Here is a 23,375-nt window from a genome sequence, read left to right as displayed (position 1 = left end):
TGCGCGATTGGGTGCCTTCTTAACGTGGCCGACGAAAAGATCAATGCCGACAAGCGCCTTTGGCCCCGTCCGCAGCTGAGCCCGGTGAAATTCCCTGTGATAGGATTCGAGGCGAGCCGGTCCTCGAATCAACGTGTGCTGATGTTCATGTTCCAACGCCGCTTCGAGGGCCCCGGTGTCCGCGTTCGCGTCTCGGCCCTGCTGGCCTCGGCCCTTGTCCTGGCTTTCGGCGGCGGAGTGTCGATGGGGACCGCGCGGGCCGGGGAAGCCCATGCCATCGCCATGCACGGCAAGCCGGCGATGCCGCCCGATTTCACCCATATGCCCTACGCCAACCCCGATGCCCCCAAGGGCGGCCGCCTGACCTGGGGTGTTCTCGGCACCTTCGACAGCCTCAATCCCTTCATCGTCAAGGGACTGGCCGTGCAGCAGATGCGGGGCTACGTAGTCGAGAGCCTGCTCGCGCGCGGCAACGACGAGCCGTTCACGCTCTATGGCCTGCTCGCCAGGAGCGTCGAAACCGACGACGAGCGGAGCTTCGTCACGTTCCGCCTCGATCCGCGCGCCCGTTTTTCCGACGGCAAGCCGGTCACGGCCGAAGACGTGCTGTTCTCCTGGCAGCTGCTGCGCGATCACGGCCGGCCGAACCACCGGCAGTACTACGCCAAGGTCGCCAAGGCCGACGCTCCCGATCCCCTCACCGTCCGGTTCGATCTCGCCGGCGCCAATGATCGCGAACTGCCGCTGATCCTCGGCCTGATGCCGATCCTGCCAAAGCATGCCGTCGACGTCGCGACTTTCGAGGAGACGACGCTGACGAGCCCGATTGGCTCCGGTCCCTACCGCGTCACGGCCGTGAAGCCCGGGGCCAGCGTGACGCTGACCCGCAATCCCGACTATTGGGGCCGCGATCTGCCCATCAACCGCGGGCTCTACAATTTCGACGAGGTCAGGCTCGACTATTTTCGCGAGGCCAACGGCCAGTTCGAGGCCTTCAAGCGTGGCCTCTACGATTTCCGCGTCGAGCACGAGCCGCTGCGCTGGCATGACGGCTACGATTTTCCAGCCGCCAGAAGCGGCGAGGTGATCCGCGACACCGTCAAGCCGGGCCTGCCGCAGCCATCCGAATTCCTGGTGTTCAACACGCGCCGTCCGATCTTCTCCGACATCCGCGTGCGCCAGGCGCTGACGCTGCTGTTCGATTTCGAGCTGGTCAACCGCAGCTACTTTTTCGGGCTCTATTCGCGCGTCGCCGGTTATTTCGCCGGCTCCGACCTGTCGGCCTATGGCCAGCCAGCGGACGCGCGCGAGCGTGAACTCCTGAAGCCGTTCGCCGATCGAATTCCGGCAGACGTCATGGACGGCAGTTACCGCCTTCCCGTGACCGATGGATCGGGACGCGATCGCACCACGCTTCGCGCGGCGCTGAAACTGCTGTCCGAGGCCGGCTACGATCTCGACGGCACCGTGCTGCGCAACCGCGCGACCAAGGCGCCCTTCACGTTCGAGATCATGGTCACGACCCGCGACCAGGAGCGCATTGCGCTCGCGTTCCAGCGCGACCTCAAACGCGCCGGCATCGAGCCGAGCGTGCGATCGGTCGATCCCGTGCAGTTCGACCAGCGCCGGCTCGCATTCGAATTCGACATGATCCAGAACCGCTGGGACCAGTCGCTGTCGCCGGGCAACGAGCAATATTTCTATTGGGGCAGCGCTGCCGCGGACAATCCGGGAACCCGCAACTACATGGGCGCCAGGGATCCGGCGGTCGATGCCATGATCGCCGCCCTGCTCGAGGCCCGTGAACATACGGAATTCGTCTCGTCGGTGCGGGCGCTCGACCGCGCCTTGATCGCGGGCTTCTACACAATCCCCCTGTTTAACGTATCGGAGCAATGGATCGCGCGCTGGAATCGGATAGAACGACCCAGGACCACCTCGCTCTCGGGCTATTTGCCCGAGACATGGTGGTCGAAGGGGCAGCCTCCAGCGATTCCAGCGAAGTGACGCCGTGAACCAGCCAGCCGTATCGCCGACGCTCGACACGCTGTTTCAGCGCACGCTGATGCGGCAGCCGCACGCGCCTGCCCTGCTCGATCCCCTCAACAAGGCCCGCGTGACCGGGCATCAGCCGCGACGGATGACCTATGCCGAGGCTGATACGGCCATCGAGGCCCTGTCGGCCTATTTCGTCGAAGCGGGCCTGCCGGCCAATTCCGTCATCGCGATCCAGTTGCCTGCTACGGTCGAGTTCGTGCTCACCGTGCTCGCCGCCCATCGCGCAGGCCTCGTCGTCGCGGTGCTGCCGCTGCTGTGGCGGCATGCGGAACTGACCGCCGCGCTCAACCGCACCGCGGCGCGCGCCATCGTCACCATGAGCACGGTCGATGGCGTCAGCTATGCCGACCTCGCGATGCACGCGGCCGCCGAAGCGTTCTCGATCCGTCATGTCTGCGGCTTCGGCACCGATCTGCCCGAAGGCATGGCTTCGCTCGACGAGGTGCTGGCCCGCCCGCCCGGCCTGACGCGTGCGGTGATCCAGGACGGCCGCAAGGCGGCGATGATCTCCTTCGATGTCACGGCGGAAGGTTTTCGCCCGGTGCCGCGGCCGCACTTCAGCCTGATCGCCGGTGGTCTTGCGATGTCGCTGGAAGCCGACATCAGGCAGGGCGCGACCTTGATGGCGGCGCTCGCGCCGATGTCGTTCGCCGGCCTCGCCTCCTCGCTCGCGGTGTGGCTGCTTTCGGGCGGCGCGCTGGCGCTGCATCATCCCTTCGAGAACGACGTGCTGGAGCAGCAGATCAACGAGCACGAATGCGAGGTGCTGATCGCGCCCGCGCAGCTCGCCCTGCGCCTCGGCGATTCGGACCTCGCGGCGCGGATGCCGTCCTTGCGCAACGTCATCGGCCTTTGGCGCGCGCCGGAGCAGGTGGCGGCGAGCGATGCCTGGATCGCCCCGCACGCGCCATTGACCGACGTCTATCTGTTCGGCGAGGCCGGCCTGTTCGGCGCCCGCCGCGGCGAGGACGGCATGCCGGTGCCTGTCATGCCCGGGCCGCACGGCGCCCCGCGCGAGCAATCCGGCTCCTCCATCGCCGGCGAGATCCTGCTGACGCCGAAAGGCACGCTCGGTCTGCGCGGCGCGATGGTGCCGATCGCGGCCTACGCCCCGCCGCAGCCGGTCGGCGACACGCTGATCGCACAGCCGCCACGCGACTATGTCGACACCGGCTACGCCGCACGGCTCGACCGTCCGAGCGGGGCGATCTGCATCACCGCACCGCCCTCCGGCATCATGGCCGTCGGCGGCTATCGCTTCCTCTCCAACGATCTCCAGGAATGGGCCCGCCGGCTCGGTCAGGGCGCCCTCCTCACCGCGCTGCCCGATCGGCTGTCCGGACACAGGCTGGCCGGGCGGGCCCAGGACAATGCCCGGGCCCGCGAGGCGCTCAGCGAGCTCGGGCTTAACCCCCTGATGGTCGAGGCTTTTCGCGACCGCTCCGGCCCCACCTAGACGCAGTTTCGCCACCTCCGTTGACGCTGCATTAAGGCGGCCAAACTAGATTGCGCGGCATCTGTCGCGTGATCAGAGTTTGTCGAATGTCCCAGGCGGGCCCGATCCTGTTTGTGTCCAATGCCGAACGGCCGCCCTTCATTGCGGCGCTGGACGAGGCCCGGCTGTTTCCCGTCGTCGACACCGAATGGGCCAGCGCAGCGCGCGCGGTCGAGCAGGTCCAGCCGGCCGTGGTTCTCGCCCAGATGTCCGGCGGACACGAGCCGCATATCGCGCCGCTCGCAAGGAAGATCGCCGACCAGTCGCCTTACCTGCCCTTCGTGACCGTGGATGCGGCGAGCACGCTGCCCCACAACGCCCTGCCCTTCTCCACGCGCGGTGGCAATCCCGACCGGCTGATCGCACGGCTTCGCGCCGCCCTGCGCGTGCGTACCCTCCATGCCACGGTGCTGCGCCGGCTGCCTGAAGTGAAGGTCGCGTTGCCCCAAGGCGATCCCGCACGCGATGCCACCGTGCTGCTGATCGGCCGCGGCGCGGCCTATCCCGCACTCTCCGTCGCACTGGGTGAACGTGTCGGCGTGGTCGGCGCACTTTCGATCGAGGCCGCCGCAAAACATCTCAACACCCGTGACCTCGACGGCGTCGTGCTCGCCGAAGGTTTTACCGCGCGCGTCACCGACGCCTTCCTCACGGTGCTCGCCGAGGACACCCGCTTCCGCAGCCTGCCGGTCGTCGTTACCGCGCACCAGCTGACGCAGAGTTACGACCTGCCCAATCTCGAGCTGATCCCGGGAGAGCCGGCCAAGGTCGCGGCCAATGCGCTGCCCCTGATCCGCCAGCACGCCATGGAAGCCCAGTTGAGCCGCACGCTGCGCTCGATCGATGCCGGCGGCTGGCTCGATCCGCGCAGCGGCCTTCTGACGGTCGAAGCTTTCGCCCGCGATTTTGCCAAGGCGGTCGAGCAGGCCCTCGCCCGCGGCGGCGGTCTGTCGGTCGCGCGCTTCGCCTTCGACCCCGGCAATTCCCGCGCCCAGCTCGATGCCGCGCGCATCCTCAGCCGCCTGATGCGGCAGATGGATTTCGGCGCGGCGCAGAAGGACGGTTCGGTCATCGTCGTGTTCGCGGAAACCGACTTCCGCACCGCGCACATGATCGCGCGGCGCTTATCGGCCGTGATGCGCCACACCTCGAACGGCAAGCATGAGATGCGCAGCGAACCCGTGGTCAGCGTGGACTCGCTGTCGCCGTCGGATACGGCAAGGTCGCTGCTGGCCCGGCTGTCGGCGGACGGGACGCGGGCGGCGTCGTAGCAACCGCAGCCGTCGCGCCTCAACCGCTCAGACCATCATGAGCTTGATCTGGCCATCCTCGACAATCCCCATCGCGAGAGCGTCGCGCGCCATCTTCTCGACGGCCGGCCAGTTCGTCAAAAGGTATCTCTGCGCCTGCACCTTGGTCGGGAAATTTGTTTGAAGAATACAGCGCTGCCGCGTGTTCCCGTTCGCGATCTGGAAGGACACCGCCTGAGGGCCCTCCCGAAGCTCTTGCTCGGTGGGCTGGGGAAGTTTGCGCATGCTGCTCTTTCTCGCGACTCAGCGAACCGGTAAGGCGACCCCGGACGCTGGATCGGCGCGAGCCGTCCCGGCCGCGATCTTCCTGGCTTTCGATCTTCGCTCTGACTCGGACCTCGGTTGCGTATTGCAGACCGCTTCTGTCAGCATCAGGCGGAGCTCTGCCTTGGTCTTGGGTGCTTGTCGCGTGGTCGACTTCTGCCAATTGGTCATGAAATCTATATGGGTATCTTCGCGCGAAACGCCACTGTTGGCATTCGCGATCAGGCGGTCACAGGTGCAAAAAACCCGCGGCCGGTGAACGGTCGCGGGCCAAGAGATCCGAAGCTCTGCCAGTACATCCGTGGTCAAAGCAACGTCATGTCGATTGCGACAGCCTATGCGGCGCGCAGATCTTCAGCAGCAGACTTGCCGGTCCGGCGGTCTGCAACGATTTCGAATGAAACCTTCTGCCCTTCGTTCAGAGTATTCATGCCGGCGCGTTCAACGGCGCTGATGTGAACGAACACATCCTGGCTGCCCTGGTCGGGCTGAATGAATCCGAAACCCTTTTGGCTGTTAAACCACTTCACAGTTCCCGTCGTCATGGGGGTCGTCCTTTAAGATAGATAAGCGTTTGACCGCGCTGAAAAGCGCGTTCGGTGTCGTCGAGATCTGGAGGGAGGGTCGTCAGTCAGGCGCGCTTGTGAGCGGCGAGGCCAAGTCGTTCGGCCGAAACTCGATAAAATGAATATGGCTCCTGCTCAATCATTTCGCAAGTGGCCATATGTCATTATTTTCGAATCCAGAGGCGACGCAACGATTCAAGCTGCATCGCCTCTGCAAGATGGCGCTCACGCCGCCTTCTTGCTCTCCGCGAGCTGCGCCAGCTGGCGCATGATCTCCGTCGTGCCGGCGAGCCGCTCTTCCGGCGTCTCCCAGTCCTGCAGGAACACCACCTTCATGTCGGGGCGTACCTTGGCGGCCTGGCCGTAGCTGCGGATGAAGGTGACCAGGCGATCGGGATAGGCGAAGGAATTGTCGCGGAAGACGATGACGGCGCCCTTGGGGCCTGCGTCGATCTTCTCGACATTGGCCCGGCGGCAGAACGCCTTGATGGCGGCGACCTTGAACAGGTAGCGCACCTCGTCCGGCAGCACGCCGAAGCGGTCGCGCATCTCGGCGCCGAAGTTTTCGATCTCCTCCTCGGTGTCGAGATCGGCAAGGCGCCGGTACAGCGACAGCCGGACCGAGAGGTCGCCGACGTAATCCTCCGGAATGAGCACGGGCATGCCGATCGTGATCGACGGCGACCAGCGGTCGGCGGCGGGTTCGGAGACGCCGGCCTTGAGGTTGACGATCGCCTCCTCCAGCATCGATTGGTACAGCTCGAAGCCGACCTCCTTGATGTGGCCCGACTGCTCCTCGCCGAGCAGATTGCCGGCGCCGCGGATGTCGAGGTCGTGCGAGGCGAGCTGGAAGCCTGCCCCCAGCGTCTCCAGCGATTGCAGCACGGTGAGCCGGCGCTCGGCCTGCGCGGTGATCTTCTGCTGCGCCGGCAGCGTGAACAGCGCATAGGCGCGCAGCTTGGAGCGGCCGACGCGGCCACGGAGCTGGTAGAGCTGGGCGAGGCCGAACATGTCGGCGCGGTGCACGATCAGCGTGTTGGCGTTGGGAATGTCGAGGCCGGATTCGACGATCGTGGTCGACAAGAGGATGTCGAACTTGCCGTCGTAAAACGCGGTCATGATGTCCTCGATCACCGCGGGCGGCATCTGGCCGTGCGCGACCGCGACTTTCATCTCCGGCACGTTCTTGTCGAGGAAATCCTTGACCTCGGCGAGGTCGTCGATGCGCGGCACCACGTAGAACGCCTGCCCGCCGCGATAGCGCTCGCGCAAGAGCGCCTCGCGGATCATCAGGGCATCGTGCGGGGCGACGAAGGTGCGCACCGCGAGGCGATCGACCGGGGGCGAGGCGATGATCGAGAGCTCGCGGACGCCGGTCAGCGCCAGCTGCAGCGTGCGCGGGATCGGCGTTGCCGACAGCGTCAGCACGTGCACCTCGGCGCGAAGCGCCTTCAGCCGTTCCTTGTGGGTGACGCCGAAGTGCTGCTCCTCGTCGACGATGACGAGGCCGAGATCGCGGAATTTGATCGCCTTGCCCAGCAGTGCATGGGTGCCGACGACGATGTCGACCGAACCGTCGGCGATGCCCTTCTTGACCAGGTTGAGCTCCTTGGCCGCGATCAGGCGCGAGGCCTGCGCCACGTTCACCGGAAAGCCCTTGAATCGTTCGGTGAAGGTTCTTGCGTGCTGGCGCGCCAGCAGCGTGGTCGGCACCACAACCGCAACCTGCTTGCCTTCGAGCGCCACGGCAAACGCGGCGCGCAAAGCCACCTCGGTCTTGCCAAAACCGACGTCGCCGCAGATCAGCCGGTCCATGGGGCGGCCGAGCTCGAGGTCTTTCAGCGTGGATTCGATGGCCCCGAGCTGGTCCTCGGTCTCGTCATAGGGGAAGCGTGCACAGAACTCGTCGTAAAGGCCGGGCTGCACCAGGAGCTTGGGCGCCTCGTGCAGATGGCGCGCAGCGGCGATCTTGATCAACTCGCCCGCGATCTCGCGGATGCGGTTCTTGAGTTTCGCCTTGCGGGTCTGCCAGCCGGAGCCGCCCAGACGATCCAGCTCGACCGTGGTCTGGTCGGAGCCATAGCGCGACAGCAGTTCGATATTCTCGACCGGCAGGAACAGTTTTGCGTCGGCGGCATAATGCAGCTCGAGGCAGTCATGCGGCGCGCCGGCGACGTCGAGCGTCTGCAGGCCGACAAAGCGCCCGATGCCGTGATCGGCGTGGACGACGATGTCGCCCGCGGTGAGGCTCGTGATCTCCGAGATGAAATTGTCGAGCTTGCGGCTGGCCTTGCGCGTCCGCACCAGGCGGTCGCCGAGGATGTCCTGCTCGCTGATCAGCGCGATCTCGTCGGTCTCGAAACCGGCCTCCAGGCCGAGCACGGCGAGCATGGTCTCGTTGCGCGGCGTGGCCTGCACCGTCCGCCAGGCGTTGACGCTGGTGGTGTGGGCGAGCTTGTGGTCGCGCAGCATCGAGGTCATGCGGTCGCGCGAGCCTTCGCTCCAGAGCGCGATCACGACCTTCTTGCGCTGGGCCTGCAAGGCCATGACGTGGGCGACGACAGCCTCGAACACGTTGACGGTGCTGTCGTTGCGCTCCGGCGCGAAATCGCGGCCCTTGCGTGCGCCAGCGTCGACCACGCTCGTCCCGTCGGCCGGCACCGAGAACTGCGTCAGGCGTGCCAGCGGAATGTCGCCGAGCCGTTTGGTCCACTCCTCGTCGGTGAGATAAAGCCGGTCCGGCGGCAGTGGCTTGTAGATGGCACCGCCGCCGGGATGCTCCATCGCATCGCGGCGGGCCTCGTAATAGTCCTGGATCTGCTTGAAGCGCTCGCGCACGGCGTCCTCGGCCTGCGGCTCGATCGCGACGGCGGCTCCTTGCAGATAGTCGAACAGCGTGTCCATCCGGTCCTGGAACAGCGGCAGCCAGTGCTCCATGCCGGGATGGCGGCGGCCTTCGCTGACGGCCTCGTACAGCGCGTCGTCGCGCTCGGGCGCGCCGAACTCGGCGACATAGCCCATGCGGAAGCGGCGGATGGTGTCGGTGACGAGCTGAAATTCCGAGACCGGCACGAGGTCGAGCGAGCGCATGTCGAGCAGCGTGCGCTGTGTCTCGGCATCAAACGTGCGGATCGATTCCAGGCTGTCGCCGAAGAAATCGAACCGCACGGGCTGCTCGAGGCCGGCCGGAAACAGGTCGAGGATGCCGCCGCGCACGGCGTATTCGCCGGGCTCGCGCACGGTCGAGGAGCGGTTGTAGCCGTTGTGCTCGAGCCAGGCGACGATGGTGTCCATCGGCACGACGTTGCCGGGGGCGACCGACAGCGCCTGTGCCGCGACGAGCTCGCGCGCGGGCACGCGCTGCACCACCGCATTCACCGTGGTCAGCACGATCAGCGGCTTGTCGCTGCCGGTGAGCGGAGCGAGCCGCGCCAGCGTGGTGAGGCGCTGGGCCAGGATGCCGCCATGCGGCGAGACGCGGTCATAGGGCTGGCAGTCCCAGGCCGGGAAAGTCAGCACCGGCAGATCGGGCGCGAAGAACTGCAGCGCGCGTTCGAGCTGCTGCATCCGCGGCCCGTCGCGGCAGACCACGGCAAGGCTGACGGCCGGCTTCTTCGGCCGCGCCGCGATCGTCCGCGCCAGATCGGAGATGACGAGGCCCTCGGCGCCTTCGGCGACATTGGCAAGCGTCAGCGCGCGGCCGGGCGTGAGCAGCTCGGCCGGAGATTTCGACCCAGGCTTCATAGATGGCCGTCCGCGATCGGATAGGCCTTAATGCGGGCAAACAGGGGACCCGTCACATCGGCCGGCAGCTCCTTGTCGCCGCTGATGGCGGCGTAGAGATCGGGATCATTGACCTCCAGCAGGGCCTCGAGTTCGTCGAGCTCGGCATCGGACAGATTGCCGATCTCAGCGTCGGCAAAACGGCCGAGGATCAGGTCCATCTCCCGCGTGCCGCGGTGCCAGCAGCGGAACAGAAGCCGCTTGCGGCGGTCGTCCAGGCCGCTGCTCGATCGTGTCGTTCCCGTCATGTCTCTGATCCAGTCAAACGCAGAAAGCCCGGACGTGCCGGGCGGGGTTGATATAGGCCCTGGGCCATCGAATGTCAGCAGCATTCCCGATGCCCGGTGCAGGCAAAATCGGATGGACAGCCCTTCGACTTGCAGCTTTTCAATTTCGACGCTATGTGTCTGCCCGATTTCGCGCCTCGCGGGCGCGATCAGCTGGGAGAAGGCTCGATGACGATCATGTCTCGCCGCCCCGTCGAGGGCATCGCCTAAACTGCGCGTGCGTTGGCCGCGCCGTTAGGGAAACCACGCGCTTCACTGCGCGTGTCGACGATCCCTATCTGCTGAAAGCTTAACAATGGGCACCTCTCCCAAGGTGGACGGCTGCGCGCCGATCCACGTCTTCGCCTCGTCCAAATCCTGGATCGAGGGCAATGCCACGCTTCAACTCCAACATGTTGCCGGACTGGCCGGCGTCCGGGAGGTCGCGGCCATGCCGGATCTCCATCCCGGCAAGTACGGTCCGGTCGGCTGCGCGGTCCTCGCCGATCGGATTTATCCTCAACTGGTCGGCTCCGATATCGGCTGCGGCATGGGGCTGTTTCAGCTCGATATCGTCGCGCGCAAGCTGCGTCTCGACCAGATGGCCGAGCGACTGCACGCGCTCGATCAACCCTGGGATGGCGACCCAGCCAGCGTGCTGGCTGAGACCGGTCTCCACGGCAGCACTTTCGACGCCTCGCTTGGCAGCATCGGCGGCGGCAATCATTTTTGCGAGTTGCAGGCGATCGAGGACATCCTCGCGCCTGACATTGCCGCGCAGGCGGGACTGGACCGCGATTATGCCTACGTGCTGGTCCATTCCGGTTCGCGAGGCCTGGGTTACGCGATCCTGGAACGCGTCCTCTCGCAAGGACAGGTGACGCTCGATCCGACTGGCGACCAAGGCGCGGCCTATCTGGCAGCGCATGATCACGCCGTGCGGTGGGCAAAGCTCAACCGGCGCATCATCGCCGAGCGGGCCGCTGCGGCCGCGCGGGCGGATTTGCGTGCCGTCAACGACCTGCCGCACAACATGGTGGAGCGTCGTGACGGTGCGATGGTGCTGCATCGGAAAGGTGCGGCGGCGTCTGATCGTGGGCTGGTGCCGGTTCCGGGATCGCGCGGCACGCTGTCCTATCTGGTGGAGCCGCTGGCGGGCATGCGAAACGAGGCCCTCGCCTCGCTCGCACATGGCGCGGGGCGCAAATATGACCGCGCTTCGATGCACGGCCGCGTGCGCGTCAAGAAATCCGACGTGGCGCGGCTGGAACGCAATCCATATGGCGGGATCGTCGTCTGCGGCGATCGCGGCCTGCTCGCAGAGGAAGCGCCGGAGGCCTACAAGAGTATCGAGCGCGTGATCGACGACCTCGTCGAATTCGGCCTGGCGCGTGTGGTGGCGACGTTCCGACCGCTGGTGACCTTCAAGAAGGCGCCATCCGACCGCCCGGTCGGTGACGCGAAACGGCAAAGGTCGTGGAAGGAGGATCGCCGATGATCCGACTTCTGTTCACCAGCGGACGCGGTCCGGCCGAATGCCGGATCGCGGTCCGGAAGGCCGTTACAGTGCTGGTGGCCGAAGCCGCCGCGCTCGGGCTCGAAACCGATAGCGTCGAGGGACCGAAGCCCGACGGGCATGGCCCCGCCTCGGCGATCGTCGTCATCCATGGCGAGGCCGCGGCGGCGTTCGCCCGGCCGTGGGTCGGTGCAATCCAGTGGGTGGCGCCAAGCCCGGTCCGGCCGCATCACAAGCGGAAAAACTGGTTCATCGGCGTGTTCGAGCTTCCGGCAGCGCCGGATGCACCGAAGGCGCTCGCCGTCCAGGATGTCCGCTTCGAAGCCTTCCGGGCCGGAGGACCCGGCGGCCAGCACCAGAACAAGACCGAGAGCGCGGTGCGGGCCACGCACTTGGCGAGTGGTCTCTCCGTCGTGGTGCGGGAGGAACGCTCGCAGCACCGCAACAAGGCGCTGGCGCTGGAACGGCTGGAGGCGCTGCTCCGGTTGCAAGGTGAAATGGCGGCGATCGTCGCGCAGAACGATGCGCATGCCGCGCACGACAGCCTGGAACGCGGGCGACCAGTGAAGCGCTTCAAGGGCAACGCCTTCCGGGCATTTTAGTATAGGTTAGCGAGCGCCGGACGCGCCTCGCTATGGCTCCCGCCTCACCGCCTTGGAACGCGACTATGACGAACGTGGTACAGGTTTTCGACTATCGGTTTTCCAACCCCGAATATGAGATTATGCGCTTTCAGGTACGGCTTTCCGAACTTGCAAAATCCCTGGGGTTTGAGGTCGAGAGTTGGACAGACGAACTAGGTCCAACAGGTGCAATGTGCCTCCGGCTTCCCACGGGACGCGTGGTCGTGCTCATCGAGCGCCAACACGTAATAGATCACTATGGTGCAAATGGGCCGTACGTCCAAGTCGACGCCGCTATCCTTGCGGAGTTCGGAGTTGAGTCTTTGATAGACGAAGTTCTGACAAGTCTTGGTTTATCAGACCAATTGGTTGATTGGCGCGCGACCGGCGAGCAGCAACAATATGCGATTGATTCCTTGAGACGGGCCGCAGCTCACAAAATGGAAAAAGGAACCACTTGATTCCGCCAGCGAGGACGCCGAGCTAGATTACCCTGATGCGCCCCACCCTGCTCAATCCGCTGTTTGCTCCCGTGACCAGCCTGCCCGGCGTCGGTCCGAAGCAGGACAAGCTGCTGCAATATCTGCTCAGCCGCAGCGAGACGCCGCGGCTGGTCGATCTGTTATTGCATCTGCCGAGCCATGTGATCGACCGCCGGGCGCGGCCGAAGATCCGCGACGCGGCCCAGGGAACCATGGTGACGCTGGAGGTCACTGTCGATCGCCACCGCCCGCCTCCGCCCCGCAACGCGCGCGCGCCGTACCTCGTCTATGCCAGCGACGACACCGGCGACGTCGTGCTGACCTTCTTCCGGGCCAAGCCCGGCTATGTCGAGAAGCTGCTGCCGGTCGGCGAGAAGCGCTACGTCTCCGGCACGCTGCAGATGTATGACGGCATCCCGCAGATCGTGCATCCCGACCGCGTGCTGGACGAGGAAGCAATCTCGAAGCTGTCGGGCATCGACCCCGTCTATCCGCTCACGGAAGGCCTCGCGCTCGGCTCGCTCCGCCGTGCGATTGCGCAAGCGCTGCTGAAGCTGCCGGCCCTGCCGGAATGGATCAGCCCAGAGGTGATGCGCCGCTGCAATTTTCCGCCGGTCGCTGAGGCGCTCAATCGCGTGCACCAGCCGGTCGAGCTGACCGATATTTTACCGGACCGGCCGTTCTGGTCGCGCCTCGCCTTCGACGAGCTGCTCGCCGGCCAGCTCGCGCTCGCCCTGATCCGCGCGCAATTGCGCCGCCCCGCCGGCGTCCGCAATGCCGGCGACGGCCACCTGCGCAGCAAGATCATCGACGCCCTGCCCTATGCATTGACGTCCTCCCAGCGCGACGCCGCTGCGGCGATCGCCAGCGATCTGCAACAACCCGTGCGGATGCTGCGCCTGCTCCAGGGCGACGTCGGCTCTGGAAAAACGGTCGTGGCCCTGCTTGCGGCCGCAGCTGTGGCCGAGGTCGGCAAGCAGGCCGCGCTGATGGCGCCGACCGAAATCCTGGCGCGCCAGCACATCAAGACCATCGCCCCGCTCGCCGAGCGCGCGGGCATGCGCGTCGCCATCCTCACCGGCCGCGAGAAGGGCAAGGAGCGTCGCGAGATCATCACCCAGCTCGCGGCAGGCGAGATTGACCTGCTCGTCGGCACCCATGCGCTGATCCAGGACGACGTGATCTTCCACGACCTCGCGCTCGCCATCGTCGACGAGCAGCACCGTTTTGGCGTGCGCGAGCGCCTCGCGCTGACCTCCAAGGGCGAAGCCGTGGACGTGCTGGTGCTCAGCGCCACTCCGATCCCGCGCACGCTGGTGCTGACCTATTTCGGCGACATGGACATCTCCGAGCTGCGAGAGAAGCCGGCCGGCCGTCAGCCGATCGACACCCGCGCCGTCGCCATGAGCCGGCTCGGCGAGGTCATGGACGGCGTCGGCCGTGCACTCGAGTCCGGCAAGCTGGTCTACTGGATCTGCCCGCTGGTGGAAGAGTCCGAGGCCGAGGGCACCGAGCATCTCACCAACGCGACCAAGCGTTTCGAGAGCCTGCAGAAGCGCTTCGGCGACCGTGTCGGCCTCGTCCATGGCCAGATGAAGGGCACCGAGAAGGACCGCGTGATGGGCCAGTTCGCCGCGCACGAGATCGGGCTCCTGGTTGCGACCACCGTCGTCGAGGTCGGCGTCGACGTGCCGGCGGCGACCATCATGGTGATCGAGAACGCCGAGCGCTTTGGCCTTGCCCAGCTGCACCAGCTGCGCGGCCGCATCGGACGCGGCTCGGAAGCGTCGACCTGCATCCTGCTCTACGCGGAGCCGCTCGGCGAAATGTCGAAGGCCCGCCTGAAGGTGATCCGCGAGACCACCGACGGTTTTCGGATCGCCGAGGAAGATCTGAAGCTGCGCGGCGAAGGCGACGTGCTCGGCGTGCGCCAGAGCGGCCTGCCCGGCTACCGCATCGCGCGCTCGGAGGTCCACGGTCAGCTCATCACCCAGGCCCGTGACGAAGCGCTGCGCATCCTCAAGGACGATCCCAAGCTCAAGGGCGAGCGTGGCGAAGCGCTGCGATGCTTGCTGTATCTCTACGAGCGCGACGAAGCGATCCCGCTGATCGGCGCGGGTTAGGTCGCAGCCCTCTGCCGTCCGACCTCGTAGGCCGCCACATGCGCGCAGGCGAGATCCAGCAGCGGCGTGTCAATGCCGAGCTTGCGGGCCCGGCTGGCCATATCGCCGAGGATGTGCTCCGACTCGGTGACCGATCCGCGCTCGATGTCGCGCAGCATCGAGGCCTTGAGCGGCGAGTCCAGCGTCGTGAATAGCTTTCGGTCGAACTCGATGAACGGCGCGCGCGGCTCGAAACCCGAGGCCGTCGCAACGCTGCAGCATTCCGCGAACAGGCGGAAGATCGATTGCTCGCCGTTGGGCACGGCCAGGATGTCGCCGATGCTCGCGCGCATCAGGCAGGTGATGCCGGCGAGCGTCGAGAGCTGCACGAACTTCTCCCACATGTCCTGCATGATCGCCTCGCTGGCGCGGACGTCGATCCCGGGGACATGGAGCAGCGTCTCCAGCGCGAGCACGCGCTCGCTCAGTGCGCCCTCGATCTCGCCGAAGACGATGGTCTGATTGGCCATGAACTGAACGACACGACCATCCGCATCAAGCCCGGCACTGACGTTCGCGAGGCCGCCGAGGACGCACCTCGCGCCAAAACGAGCAATCAGGGCGTCGATATGTTTCAGCCCGTTGAGGATGGGCAAGATCATCGTGTCGACGCCCACGGCCGGGGCGAACTGGGCCATCGCGTCATCGAGCGAGTAGGATTTCACCCCGACGAGCACGACGTCGAACGGCTCCTTGAGATCGTTGGCCAGGATGATCTTCGGCTGCACGGCAAAGTCACCGTGCGGGCTCACGACGTGCAGTCCATTCCGACGCAATTGCTCGGCCCGCTTCTCGCGCACCAGAAAGGTCACGTCGCGGCCCGCCCGGACCAGGCGAGCGCCGTAATAGCCACCCAGTGCTCCCGCCCCGATCACCAGAACTCTCATTCGAACTCCCATTCAGAACGCAGCTTCCGCAGAGAAGCTATCAGATGAGCCTCGCAGCGTCTCCTCCCCGTCATCGCGAGCGTCGCCCTACACTTTCCCCGCGACTGCCATTGTGAGACCCTACGCCCATGCGCCGGATCATCGTCGTTGGCTCACAGGGAAGCGGAAAGACGAGCCTCGCCCTCAATCTCGGGCGAAAGCTCGATCTGCCTGTGGTGCACCTTGACGTGCTCTATTGGCGGCCGGGCTGGACACCATCCGACAAGGCCAGCTTTCGCGCGCGCGTCACCGAGGCGATCGCGGGCGAGGCATGGGTCGTCGACGGCAGCTTCTCGGGGCTGGCGTTCGATCTCACGATCGCGCGCGCTGACATTCTCGTCGTCATCGACCGTCCTCGCTGGCTTTGCCAGTGGCGTATCCTCTGGCGCTCGGCCTTCGACCGCGACACGAGCCGGCCCGATCTGCCCGAGGGATGTCCGGAACAGTTCGACTGGAAGCTGATGAAGGAAGCCTGGCGCTACGACACCGAGCGCGTGCCCGTCATCGAGGCCGAGCGTCTTCAATATGGCCCCGATGTTCCGGTCGTGCGCCTGAGACGCGACCGGGACCTTCAGGGCTTTCTGGACTCGGTTTCTGTGAACGGCGAGTGAGCACGGACGATCAGGATTTCGTCCGCGCGATCCCCGCAGCGAACGCCTTCATCAGCGCCGCATCCACCGCCTCGCCCTTCGTGTCCTCGGCGAGATGCTCGAACCACCTCGCGAAACCCTCGTAGATCTGGCTGGCGGGATGATCGGGGCCGAGGAAGCCGGAAATCTCCCGCATCTCGGCGACCCAGCGATAGGCCTTCGGAATCATGTCCGGCAGCGCGACCTCGAGCCGGGCCAGGATCGCGGGCTGGCTCAGCGCAAGCTCGTCGCGCAGCGCGTCCGCCGCGCCCGCCTTCGTCGCCGCGATCACCATGGCGGAGCCGATGCCGGCGAGGCCCTTGACGATGCCGGCATAGGACATTTTCAGAGCGGATGCCGCACCCACAGGGCCTTCGACGATGCGCACGTCGAGGCCGAACTCCCTCAGCGCAACGAGGTCCCTGGCGTGCTCGCCGGACATGTAGAACGCCGGGCTCTTGCCGCCTGGCTGCGGCGGAAAGCCGATGATGCCGCCATCGACGAACGGGGCCTGCGCCGAGCCGATGATCTCTTCAATTCTCTGCACGGTGTCGACATTGACGGCGTTGCAATCGACCACGATCGGCTTCTTCTCGCGCCTGACGATCAGCGCGGCCAGCCGTTCAGCCAGCGCGACGGCTTCGCCGGGCGGCACGATCGAAAGGATGATGTCGGCAGCTGCGATCGCATCGTCGTCGGCGCCGATCATGCCGGCGTCCGCGGCGCGTTTTCGCGTCGCCTCGCTCCGCCCCGTCAAGGACGTCAGCACGCGCGCGCCATGTTCGCTGAGGCGGCGGGCGACGGCGCTGCCCATGGCGCCGGGCGCGAGGATCGCAATGGTTTTGGACATCGTGCACTCCAGGTCGAAATCCGGGCAAGGTGCCCGGATCACCGGAGACTAGCAGAGGATACCGACACGCGCGCGGCCGGGGCCATCCCGCAAGGGAATGGCCCTACTCCACCTTCGCAGGCTCGGGCTGAAGCGTCGAAGCATTGGCGATGCGCGCGGCATTCGCCATGCCCGCGAGTGCCGCGGCCTTTTTCGGATCGGGCGCCGAGCCCGGCTGCACCACGCCGGCCGACATGATCAAGGTCGCGGCATCCTCGGTGCTCATGTCGACCTCGACGATCTTGCTCTTGGGCACGTAGAAGAAGAACCCGGTGGTCGGGTTCGGCGAGCACGGCAGGAACACGGAGACATGCTCCTCCTGCCCCGGCAGGCTGCGCGCAACTTCCTCATTCGGCGATTGCGAGATCAGCACGATCGACCACATGCCCGGCGAGGGAAACTCGACCAGCCCGACTTTGCGAAAGCTCGAGCCCTTGCCCGAGAACAGCGTCTCGAACACCTGCTTGAGGCCGCGATAGATGGCGCGCACCGCCGGGATGCGGCCGAGGAAGGTCTCGCCGACATCGACCAGCGTGCGGCCGATCAGGTTGGCCGCAAGGAATCCGACCAGCGTCAGCGTGAAGAAGGCGACAACCAGTCCCCAGCCCGGAATGACGTACGGCAGATAGGTTTCGGGACGATAGGCCAGCGGCACGAATGGCCGCACCACGCCGTCGACCCAGGTGACGAACCACCAGACCAGATACAGCGTGATTGCGATCGGCCCCGTGACGACGAGGCCGGTCAGGAAATAATTGCGGAAACGGCCCATCAGGCCGGTATGCGGTTCCGGGAGGGGATCGAGAGGCGCAGGCGCGTCGTCGCGGGGGGTCATTCGGGTTCCAGGTCGGTCGCAGCACACAAGCTAGGGTCTTCTAGCAGGTTTTGGAAGACCGCGACGGACCGATATCCCTTCTGCCTATTCCACAGTCACCGATTTCGCGAGGTTGCGAGGCTGGTCGACATCGGTCCCCATCACGACAGCCGTATGATAGGCGAGCAGCTGCACCGGAACGGCATAGACCATCGGCGTAAAAGCCGCGGCCATGTCGGGCAGGACGATGGTGACGAGCGAATCCACGGTCGCCTCCGCCGCGCCCTTGGCGTCGGTCATCAGGATGATGTTGCCGCCGCGGGCCGCGACTTCCTGCATGTTCGAGACCGTCTTCTCGAACACACGGTCGTAAGGCGCGATGACGACGACAGGCATGGTCTCGTCGATCAGCGCGATCGGCCCGTGCTTGAGCTCGCCGGCGGCATAGCCCTCGGCGTGGATGTAGGAGATCTCCTTCAGCTTGAGCGCGCCTTCGAGCGCAAGCGGGAAGCTGGTGCCGCGGCCGAGATAGAGTACGTCGCGGGACTTGGCGATCCGGTGCGCGAGCTTTTCGATCTGCGGCTCGGTGGTGAGCGCATCGGCCATCAGGCGCGGGACCTCGACGAGGCCGTGGACCAGCCTGGTCTCGTCCTCGTCGGACAATTCGCCTCGAGCCTTGCCGGCCGCGATCGCAAGGTTCGCCAGCACCATGAGCTGACAGGTGAAGGCCTTGGTCGAGGCGACGCCGATCTCGGGTCCGGCGAGCGTCTGCAGCACGATTTCGCTCTCGCGGGCGATGGTCGAGGTCGGCACGTTGACGACGGCGACCGTGTGCACGCCTTCGGCCTTGGCATAGCGCAACGCCGCCAGCGTGTCGGCGGTCTCGCCCGACTGCGAGATGAAGATGGCGAGATCGCCCTTGCGCAAGGGGGCCTCGCGGTAACGGAATTCGGAGGCGACATCGACCTCGACGGGCACGCGCGCGAAGCGCTCGAACCAGTATTTCGCCACGAAGCCGGCATAGCTCGCGGTGCCGCAGGCCGTGATGTTGATGCGCTGGATGTTCTTGAAATCGAACGGCAGCTCGACCGGCAGCGAGACGCGTTCGGTCGCCATGTCGACATAGCGCGCCAGGGTGTGGCCGACCACTTCCGGCTGCTCGTGGATCTCCTTGGCCATGAAGTGGCGATAGTTGGCCTTGTCGACCAGCGAGGTCGAGGCCGCGTGCTTGATCTTGTCGCGCTGGACGGCGTTGCCGTCCTTGTCGAAAATCGTCGCACTCTTGCGGGTCAGCACCACCCAGTCGCCGTCCTCGAGATAGCTGATCGTGTCGGTGAACGGACCGAGCGCGATGGCGTCGGAGCCGAGATACATCTCGCCGTCGCCATAGCCGATCGCGAGCGGCGGCCCGTTGCGGGCGCCGATCATGAGGTCGTCGTCGCCGGCGAAGATGAAGCCGAGCGCGAACGCGCCGCGCAGGCGTCCCAGCGCCAGCTTCACGGCCTCGACCGGCTTGTTGCCGCGCGTCAAGAGATCGTCGACGAGATGCAGCACGATCTCCGTGTCGGTCTCGGTGTGGAACACCGTGCCCTTCTTCTCGAGCTCCTCGCGCAGCTCGCGGAAATTCTCGATGATGCCGTTGTGGACCACGGCGACGCGCTCGGTCGCGTGCGGATGGGCGTTGTTGACGGTCGGCTTGCCGTGAGTGGCCCAGCGGGTGTGGCCGATGCCGGTCGTGCCCTTGAGCGGCTCGGCTTCGAGCCGCTTCTCCAAATTCTTCAGCTTGCCCTCGGCGCGGCGGCGCTCGAGGTGCTTGCCTTCGAGCGTGGCGACGCCCGCGGAGTCGTAACCGCGATATTCGAGACGTTTGAGCGAATCCACCAGCTGCTCCGCAACCGGTTCGCGCCCGAGAATGCCGACAATCCCGCACATGCGGATCACTATCCCCCAAATCGTCGAAAAATCGCCTAAACGACGCGCCCGGTTTTTAGCGAAGTTACTAAGGAACCAGATACTCAATAATTATTGCTGATTGAGACAGCGTCTCGTCGCATTGGCCCGCGGCTGCGTCGAATTGGCCGGCCTTAAACCGCGCGCGTTAACGCGTTGTCAACATGTTTGGCCAACGATTTCCCTTCAGGAGACCAAAGCCATGAAGGGCTCGTCCGACCGCAAAGGTCTGTCATCGATGTATGTGCGCGCCAACGAGACCTCGGGCACGCACCTTGCGCATTGGCCGCCGCCCCAGCGCGGCAAGGAAAGCAAACCGGTCTTCGTGAAACATCCGGAAGGCGAGCCGGTGAAGCGCGCCAAGCCGCGCGGCTGGCGCCTGACCCGCGCGATCTTCTCCGAATTCGCCGACGACGAATAGCGGACACCTCACCAGCCCAGAACCAGGGCGCACGCGAGGAAGACGACGAACGCCCAGAACGCCAGTCCGGTGACAAGCGCCGCCATCTCCCGCTCATGCGGATGACGCACTCCAAATTGGTCCAGCAACCACCGCCCCGGCGGCTTGATGACGTTCTCGACGAGGAAATCAAATAAGACGGACGCCTCTTTGTCGTCGTCCATGCGCGCCCCCTCGCACGAGAAGCACCACCTGGCAGCTTATTTCTCCGGTTTCTTGCCGCCCGTCTTCATCTCGCGATAGCGCGCCGCGCCGCCCTCGCGGATGGTCTGCTGGCTGCGCTCCAGAGCCATGGCATCGTCTGGCACGTCCTTCGTGATCACAGAGCCCGAGCCGATATAGGCGCCATTGCCGATCTTCACCGGCGCAACCAGCGAGGAGTTGGTGCCGACGAAGGCGCCCTGCCCGATCACCGTCTTGTGTTTCTTGAAGCCGTCGTAGTTGCAGGTGATGGTGCCGGCGCCGATGTTGGAATTGGCGCCCACGGTGGCATCGCCGATATAGGAGAGATGATTGACCTTGACGCCGGCCTCCAGCGTCGCCGCCTTGGTTTCCACGAAATTGCCGATGCGCGCGCCGTCGCCGAGCGAGGTGCCGGGCCGCAGCCGCGCATAGGGGCCGATCGAGACGTTCCTGCCGAGCTTGGTCTCGACGATATGCGAGAAGGAATGGATCACCGTGCCGTCGGCGATCGACACGCCGGGGCCGATCACGACGAACGGCTCGATGGTCACATCCTTGCCGAACACGGTGTCGGCGGCGAGATAGACCGTATCCGGCGCGATCAGCGTGACGCCGGCCTCCATCGCCGCTTTCCGCAGGCGCGCCTGCATCACGGCTTCGGCCTCGGCGAGCTGCGCCTTGGTGTTGATGCCGCGCACCTCGTCCTCGCTGGTCTCGATCACCACGGACTCCCATCCCTGCTTGCGGACGATCTCGACCGCGTCCGTCAGATAATATTCGCCCTTGGAATTGGCATTGCCGATCTGCCCGAGGATTTCGAGCGCGCGGTGGCCGTCGATCGCCATCACGCCGGCATTGCACAGATCGATCTTGCGCTCATCAGCGCTCGCATCGGCCTGCTCGCGGATCGCGACGAGGCGTTCGCCCTCGACGATGAAGCGGCCGTAGCCGGTGGGATCGGCGGCGCGGAAGCCGAGCGCAGCGATCGCGGCGCCGCTGGCAAGCGGCGCGCGCAGCCGCGCAAAGGTCTCGGCCGAGATCAGCGGCGTGTCGCCGAAGGCGATCAGGAGATCGTCGACGCCGCGCGCGATGGCCTCGCGTGCCGCCAGCACCGCATGCGCGGTGCCGAGCCGCTCCGCTTGCACGAAAGTGAGCACGTCGGGCCTGATCCGCTTCGCCTCGTCCGCCACCGCCTGGTGGTCGGGACCGATCACGACTGCCAGCGAGGTGCCGGTTCCCTTGGGTGCCGCGGCGAGCACGTGGCCAAGCAGCGTCTGCTGGGCGACGGGATGCAGCACTTTCGGCAGGCTCGAGCGCATGCGCGTGCCTTCGCCGGCGGCGAGCACGATCGTGAGGCTGGAACGGGCGGTCATCGAAATCCTGTCAGATTCGGCCGAATCAATTGGCGTGACGGGCGGCAGGCCACCCTGAAATGCTCTCGCCTTGCTACCCCCGCAAACGCCCGGAATTCAAGTGCGACACGCTTTTCCTGTTAATGTTCCTTGATTGATTCGGGGAAGCTGCGGGCTGGGCACTTAACGTTCATGGCAAAGGATTCCGACCCACTGGCGGATGCCTTCGGCGCCAAGGAGACCGGCGGACTGTTCTCCGGACTTTTGGCCGAGGAAAGCGCGTTCGACCGCCGCTTGATGTGGCGGCTGGGCTCGTGGGGCGTGGCAGCCGTCGGCGCCGTCACCATCGCAGTGATGGCCAACCAGGCCCAGCTCGGCTGGCGGCGGGACCAGATCGCCTCCGCCGATCTTGCGCGCCAGGCCGACCGGCTGCAGGTGCTGACCAAGGAAAGCCAGAACGAAGCGCGCCGGCTCGCGGCCGCCATCGAGACGCTCAACACCGATCGCGACCGGCTCTATTCGCGCGTCACCGTGCTGGAGCAAGGGCTCGATTCCGTCACCGGCGCCATCGCCAAGCAGAGCACTCCGCCGCCGCAGGCCGGCAAGCCGCAGGATGCAACGCCGGCAGCGCCGAACGTCGCGCCGGTCGCCTCGACGCCCACCTCCTCCGCTGACAAGCCGCGCACCGAGGCTGCGAAGGAAACGCCCAAGGAAACGCCCAAGGACGCGTCCAAGGAAACCATCAGGGAAACGGTCAAGGAAGCCGCGAAGGAGCCGACGAGCCCGCCGCCACAGACCGCGGCAGCGGCCTCGCTCGTGCAGCAATCGCCTGCCATGAACTCGGCGTTGCCGACCATGCCGCTGGTGCCGTCCAAATCGATCATGGCACCGCCCGATCCGGCTGCGTCGAAATTGATTCAGCCCGAGACGAACGAGAAGGCCGCGGAGAAGAAGGCAGAGCCGGCGCCGGCTCCGGCCGAAGCCGTCATGGCCGCCGCCAAGCCGCCGGAAGCAGCCGAGAGCGAATCTCCCGCGATCGCAGTTCAGCAGACGCGTTTCGCGATTGATCTCGGCGGCGCCAATTCGATCGACGGCCTGCGCGCGCTCTGGCGCGGCGTGACCAAGTCCAATCCGGAAATCGCAGCGCTGCGGCCGATCATCATGATCAAGGAAGGCACCACCGGACTCGGCATGCAGCTCCGCCTGGGCGCCGGCCCCATGGTCAACGCTGCTGCCGCCGCAAAGTTCTGCGCCACCCTCGCCGAGAACGATCGTCACTGCGAGACCACCGTGTTCGACGGCCAGCGGCTGTCGATGCGCGGCTCGGAAAAGGACAAGGGACAGGAGAAGTCGCAGGACCGGGTTCAGGAGAAGAGCTCCGAGAAGGCCCAGGACGCGGCCCCGCAAGCCGAGACGGCGCCCGCCGCAAAGCCCGAGAAGCCGGACAAGCGCCGCCGCAGCTATTCCTCAAAGCGCTCGTCGAGGCGCGAGGAGCCCGCGCCGGCACCCGCGGCGCAGCCGGCGCCGGCCAAGCCGGAGACGGCCTCGGCGGCATCGACCCTGACGTCCTTCTTCCGGCGGTAGGACGTCCCCATCCTCAACGGAAGCCGCTTGCATGCGGCGATCGGACGCTGCGACCCGCGCTGC

At 65.9% G+C, this 23,375-nt stretch carries 20 protein-coding genes; 10 read left to right on the top strand and 10 right to left on the bottom strand.

What is annotated here, in order from left to right:
- Positions 1-141: 141 nt before the first annotated feature.
- The 3 genes from UNPF46_RS16105 to UNPF46_RS16095 all read left to right on the top strand — a co-directional run bounded on the left by UNPF46_RS16105 (position 142) and on the right by UNPF46_RS16095 (position 4,824).
- Positions 142-2,007: an extracellular solute-binding protein gene (locus tag UNPF46_RS16105; RefSeq protein ID WP_181769960.1), complete on the top strand. Its 1,866-nt coding sequence runs from the start codon at positions 142-144 to the stop codon at positions 2,005-2,007.
- Positions 2,008-2,011: 4 nt separating this feature from the next.
- Complete coding sequence (locus UNPF46_RS16100; RefSeq protein WP_142250661.1) at positions 2,012-3,514, top strand: class I adenylate-forming enzyme family protein; 1,503 nt, start codon at positions 2,012-2,014, stop codon at positions 3,512-3,514.
- 86 nt (positions 3,515-3,600) lie between these two features.
- Positions 3,601-4,824 carry a GGDEF domain-containing protein gene (locus tag UNPF46_RS16095; protein ID WP_142250660.1) on the top strand — a complete coding sequence of 408 codons (1,224 nt, stop codon included), beginning with the start codon at positions 3,601-3,603 and terminating at the stop codon, positions 4,822-4,824.
- A 27-nt stretch (positions 4,825-4,851) separates the two neighbouring features.
- Here the strand turns inward: UNPF46_RS16095 and UNPF46_RS16090 are convergent, their stop codons facing one another.
- From UNPF46_RS16090 to UNPF46_RS16075, 4 genes are all read right to left on the bottom strand, one after another.
- Positions 4,852-5,088, bottom strand: a complete 237-nt coding sequence (locus UNPF46_RS16090; protein ID WP_097662272.1) for a hypothetical protein — start codon at positions 5,086-5,088, stop codon at positions 4,852-4,854.
- 374 nt (positions 5,089-5,462) lie between these two features.
- Positions 5,463-5,672, bottom strand: a complete 210-nt coding sequence (locus UNPF46_RS16085) for a cold-shock protein (RefSeq protein ID WP_028144554.1) — start codon at positions 5,670-5,672, stop codon at positions 5,463-5,465.
- 246 nt (positions 5,673-5,918) lie between these two features.
- A complete protein-coding gene (mfd, locus tag UNPF46_RS16080; RefSeq protein WP_142250659.1) occupies positions 5,919-9,437 on the bottom strand; it encodes a transcription-repair coupling factor in 3,519 nt (1,172 codons plus the stop codon).
- Positions 9,434-9,724 carry an FAD assembly factor SdhE gene (locus UNPF46_RS16075; RefSeq protein WP_142250676.1) on the bottom strand — a complete coding sequence of 97 codons (291 nt, stop codon included), beginning with the start codon at positions 9,722-9,724 and terminating at the stop codon, positions 9,434-9,436. Before UNPF46_RS16075 ends, mfd begins: the two co-directional genes overlap by 4 nt.
- A gap of 334 nt (positions 9,725-10,058) precedes the next feature.
- On the opposite strand from UNPF46_RS16075, the gene UNPF46_RS16070 reads away from it, so the two are divergent.
- The 4 genes from UNPF46_RS16070 to recG all read left to right on the top strand — a co-directional run bounded on the left by UNPF46_RS16070 (position 10,059) and on the right by recG (position 14,486).
- The gene (locus UNPF46_RS16070; protein ID WP_142250658.1) at positions 10,059-11,240 is read left to right on the top strand and encodes an RNA ligase RtcB family protein; all 1,182 of its coding nucleotides are present in this window, start codon (positions 10,059-10,061) and stop codon (positions 11,238-11,240) included.
- The gene (prfH, locus tag UNPF46_RS16065) at positions 11,237-11,860 is read left to right on the top strand and encodes a peptide chain release factor H (protein WP_142250657.1); all 624 of its coding nucleotides are present in this window, start codon (positions 11,237-11,239) and stop codon (positions 11,858-11,860) included. The genes UNPF46_RS16070 and prfH overlap by 4 nt, the downstream gene beginning before the upstream one ends.
- A gap of 65 nt (positions 11,861-11,925) precedes the next feature.
- Positions 11,926-12,342 (top strand): hypothetical protein, encoded by a 417-nt coding sequence (locus UNPF46_RS16060; RefSeq protein ID WP_142250656.1) that lies wholly within the window; start codon positions 11,926-11,928, stop codon positions 12,340-12,342.
- Positions 12,343-12,377: 35 nt separating this feature from the next.
- Entirely contained in the window at positions 12,378-14,486 is a 2,109-nt protein-coding gene (recG, locus tag UNPF46_RS16055) for an ATP-dependent DNA helicase RecG (protein WP_142250655.1), read from the top strand.
- Here recG and panE read toward each other — a convergent pair.
- Positions 14,483-15,412 carry a 2-dehydropantoate 2-reductase gene (gene panE, locus UNPF46_RS16050; RefSeq protein ID WP_142250654.1) on the bottom strand — a complete coding sequence of 310 codons (930 nt, stop codon included), beginning with the start codon at positions 15,410-15,412 and terminating at the stop codon, positions 14,483-14,485. The genes recG and panE overlap by 4 nt on opposite strands.
- Before the next feature lie 128 nt (positions 15,413-15,540).
- On the opposite strand from panE, the gene UNPF46_RS16045 reads away from it, so the two are divergent.
- A complete protein-coding gene (locus UNPF46_RS16045; RefSeq protein WP_142250653.1) occupies positions 15,541-16,062 on the top strand; it encodes a P-loop NTPase family protein in 522 nt (173 codons plus the stop codon).
- A 10-nt stretch (positions 16,063-16,072) separates the two neighbouring features.
- On the opposite strand, the gene UNPF46_RS16040 is transcribed toward UNPF46_RS16045, so the two are convergent.
- The 3 genes from UNPF46_RS16040 to glmS all read right to left on the bottom strand — a co-directional run bounded on the left by UNPF46_RS16040 (position 16,073) and on the right by glmS (position 19,715).
- Positions 16,073-16,930: an NAD(P)-dependent oxidoreductase gene (locus tag UNPF46_RS16040; protein WP_142250652.1), complete on the bottom strand. Its 858-nt coding sequence runs from the start codon at positions 16,928-16,930 to the stop codon at positions 16,073-16,075.
- A gap of 103 nt (positions 16,931-17,033) precedes the next feature.
- Complete coding sequence (locus UNPF46_RS16035) at positions 17,034-17,804, bottom strand: DUF502 domain-containing protein (protein WP_142250651.1); 771 nt, start codon at positions 17,802-17,804, stop codon at positions 17,034-17,036.
- Between the two features lie 84 nt (positions 17,805-17,888).
- A complete protein-coding gene (glmS, locus tag UNPF46_RS16030; RefSeq protein WP_142250650.1) occupies positions 17,889-19,715 on the bottom strand; it encodes a glutamine--fructose-6-phosphate transaminase (isomerizing) in 1,827 nt (608 codons plus the stop codon).
- Between the two features lie 220 nt (positions 19,716-19,935).
- Between glmS and UNPF46_RS16025 the strand changes: the two genes are divergently transcribed.
- On the top strand, positions 19,936-20,154 hold the full coding sequence (locus UNPF46_RS16025) for a hypothetical protein (protein ID WP_100174794.1): 219 nt from the start codon (positions 19,936-19,938) through the stop codon (positions 20,152-20,154).
- Positions 20,155-20,162: 8 nt separating this feature from the next.
- On the opposite strand, the gene UNPF46_RS16020 is transcribed toward UNPF46_RS16025, so the two are convergent.
- Together UNPF46_RS16020 and glmU are read right to left on the bottom strand one after the other, a co-directional pair.
- Positions 20,163-20,357, bottom strand: coding sequence for a hypothetical protein (locus UNPF46_RS16020; RefSeq protein ID WP_100174795.1), 195 nt, complete (start codon positions 20,355-20,357; stop codon positions 20,163-20,165).
- Between the two features lie 36 nt (positions 20,358-20,393).
- Positions 20,394-21,749 carry a bifunctional UDP-N-acetylglucosamine diphosphorylase/glucosamine-1-phosphate N-acetyltransferase GlmU gene (gene glmU, locus UNPF46_RS16015; RefSeq protein WP_142250649.1) on the bottom strand — a complete coding sequence of 452 codons (1,356 nt, stop codon included), beginning with the start codon at positions 21,747-21,749 and terminating at the stop codon, positions 20,394-20,396.
- 171 nt (positions 21,750-21,920) lie between these two features.
- Between glmU and UNPF46_RS16010 the strand changes: the two genes are divergently transcribed.
- Positions 21,921-23,312, top strand: a complete 1,392-nt coding sequence (locus UNPF46_RS16010; protein WP_142250648.1) for a hypothetical protein — start codon at positions 21,921-21,923, stop codon at positions 23,310-23,312.
- Positions 23,313-23,375 lie beyond the last annotated feature (63 nt).

Origin of the sequence: Bradyrhizobium sp. UNPF46 (genome assembly GCF_006658625.1) — a bacterium.
GTDB lineage: Bacteria > Pseudomonadota > Alphaproteobacteria > Rhizobiales > Xanthobacteraceae > Bradyrhizobium > Bradyrhizobium nitroreducens.
The sequence above is the reverse complement of the archived record's forward strand: the minus strand, read 5'-3'. Positions and strand labels throughout refer to the sequence as shown.

Bases quoted from the DNA above. Each gene is read 5' to 3' on its own strand.
- UNPF46_RS16105 (WP_181769960.1), top strand. From the start codon at position 142: ATGTTCATGTTCCAACGCCGCTTCGAGGGCCCCGGTGTCCGCGTTCGC.
- UNPF46_RS16095 (WP_142250660.1), top strand. From the start codon at position 3,601: ATGTCCCAGGCGGGCCCGATCCTGTTTGTGTCCAATGCCGAACGGCCG.
- UNPF46_RS16090 (WP_097662272.1), bottom strand. From the start codon at position 5,088: ATGCGCAAACTTCCCCAGCCCACCGAGCAAGAGCTTCGGGAGGGCCCT.
- UNPF46_RS16085 (WP_028144554.1), bottom strand. From the start codon at position 5,672: ATGACGACGGGAACTGTGAAGTGGTTTAACAGCCAAAAGGGTTTCGGA.
- mfd (WP_142250659.1), bottom strand. From the start codon at position 9,437: ATGAAGCCTGGGTCGAAATCTCCGGCCGAGCTGCTCACGCCCGGCCGC.
- UNPF46_RS16075 (WP_142250676.1), bottom strand. From the start codon at position 9,724: ATGACGGGAACGACACGATCGAGCAGCGGCCTGGACGACCGCCGCAAG.
- UNPF46_RS16070 (WP_142250658.1), top strand. From the start codon at position 10,059: ATGGGCACCTCTCCCAAGGTGGACGGCTGCGCGCCGATCCACGTCTTC.
- prfH (WP_142250657.1), top strand. From the start codon at position 11,237: ATGATCCGACTTCTGTTCACCAGCGGACGCGGTCCGGCCGAATGCCGG.
- UNPF46_RS16060 (WP_142250656.1), top strand. From the start codon at position 11,926: ATGACGAACGTGGTACAGGTTTTCGACTATCGGTTTTCCAACCCCGAA.
- recG (WP_142250655.1), top strand. From the start codon at position 12,378: ATGCGCCCCACCCTGCTCAATCCGCTGTTTGCTCCCGTGACCAGCCTG.
- panE (WP_142250654.1), bottom strand. From the start codon at position 15,412: ATGAGAGTTCTGGTGATCGGGGCGGGAGCACTGGGTGGCTATTACGGC.
- UNPF46_RS16045 (WP_142250653.1), top strand. From the start codon at position 15,541: ATGCGCCGGATCATCGTCGTTGGCTCACAGGGAAGCGGAAAGACGAGC.
- UNPF46_RS16040 (WP_142250652.1), bottom strand. From the start codon at position 16,930: ATGTCCAAAACCATTGCGATCCTCGCGCCCGGCGCCATGGGCAGCGCC.
- UNPF46_RS16035 (WP_142250651.1), bottom strand. From the start codon at position 17,804: ATGACCCCCCGCGACGACGCGCCTGCGCCTCTCGATCCCCTCCCGGAA.
- glmS (WP_142250650.1), bottom strand. From the start codon at position 19,715: ATGTGCGGGATTGTCGGCATTCTCGGGCGCGAACCGGTTGCGGAGCAG.
- UNPF46_RS16025 (WP_100174794.1), top strand. From the start codon at position 19,936: ATGAAGGGCTCGTCCGACCGCAAAGGTCTGTCATCGATGTATGTGCGC.
- UNPF46_RS16020 (WP_100174795.1), bottom strand. From the start codon at position 20,357: ATGGACGACGACAAAGAGGCGTCCGTCTTATTTGATTTCCTCGTCGAG.
- glmU (WP_142250649.1), bottom strand. From the start codon at position 21,749: ATGACCGCCCGTTCCAGCCTCACGATCGTGCTCGCCGCCGGCGAAGGC.
- UNPF46_RS16010 (WP_142250648.1), top strand. From the start codon at position 21,921: ATGGCAAAGGATTCCGACCCACTGGCGGATGCCTTCGGCGCCAAGGAG.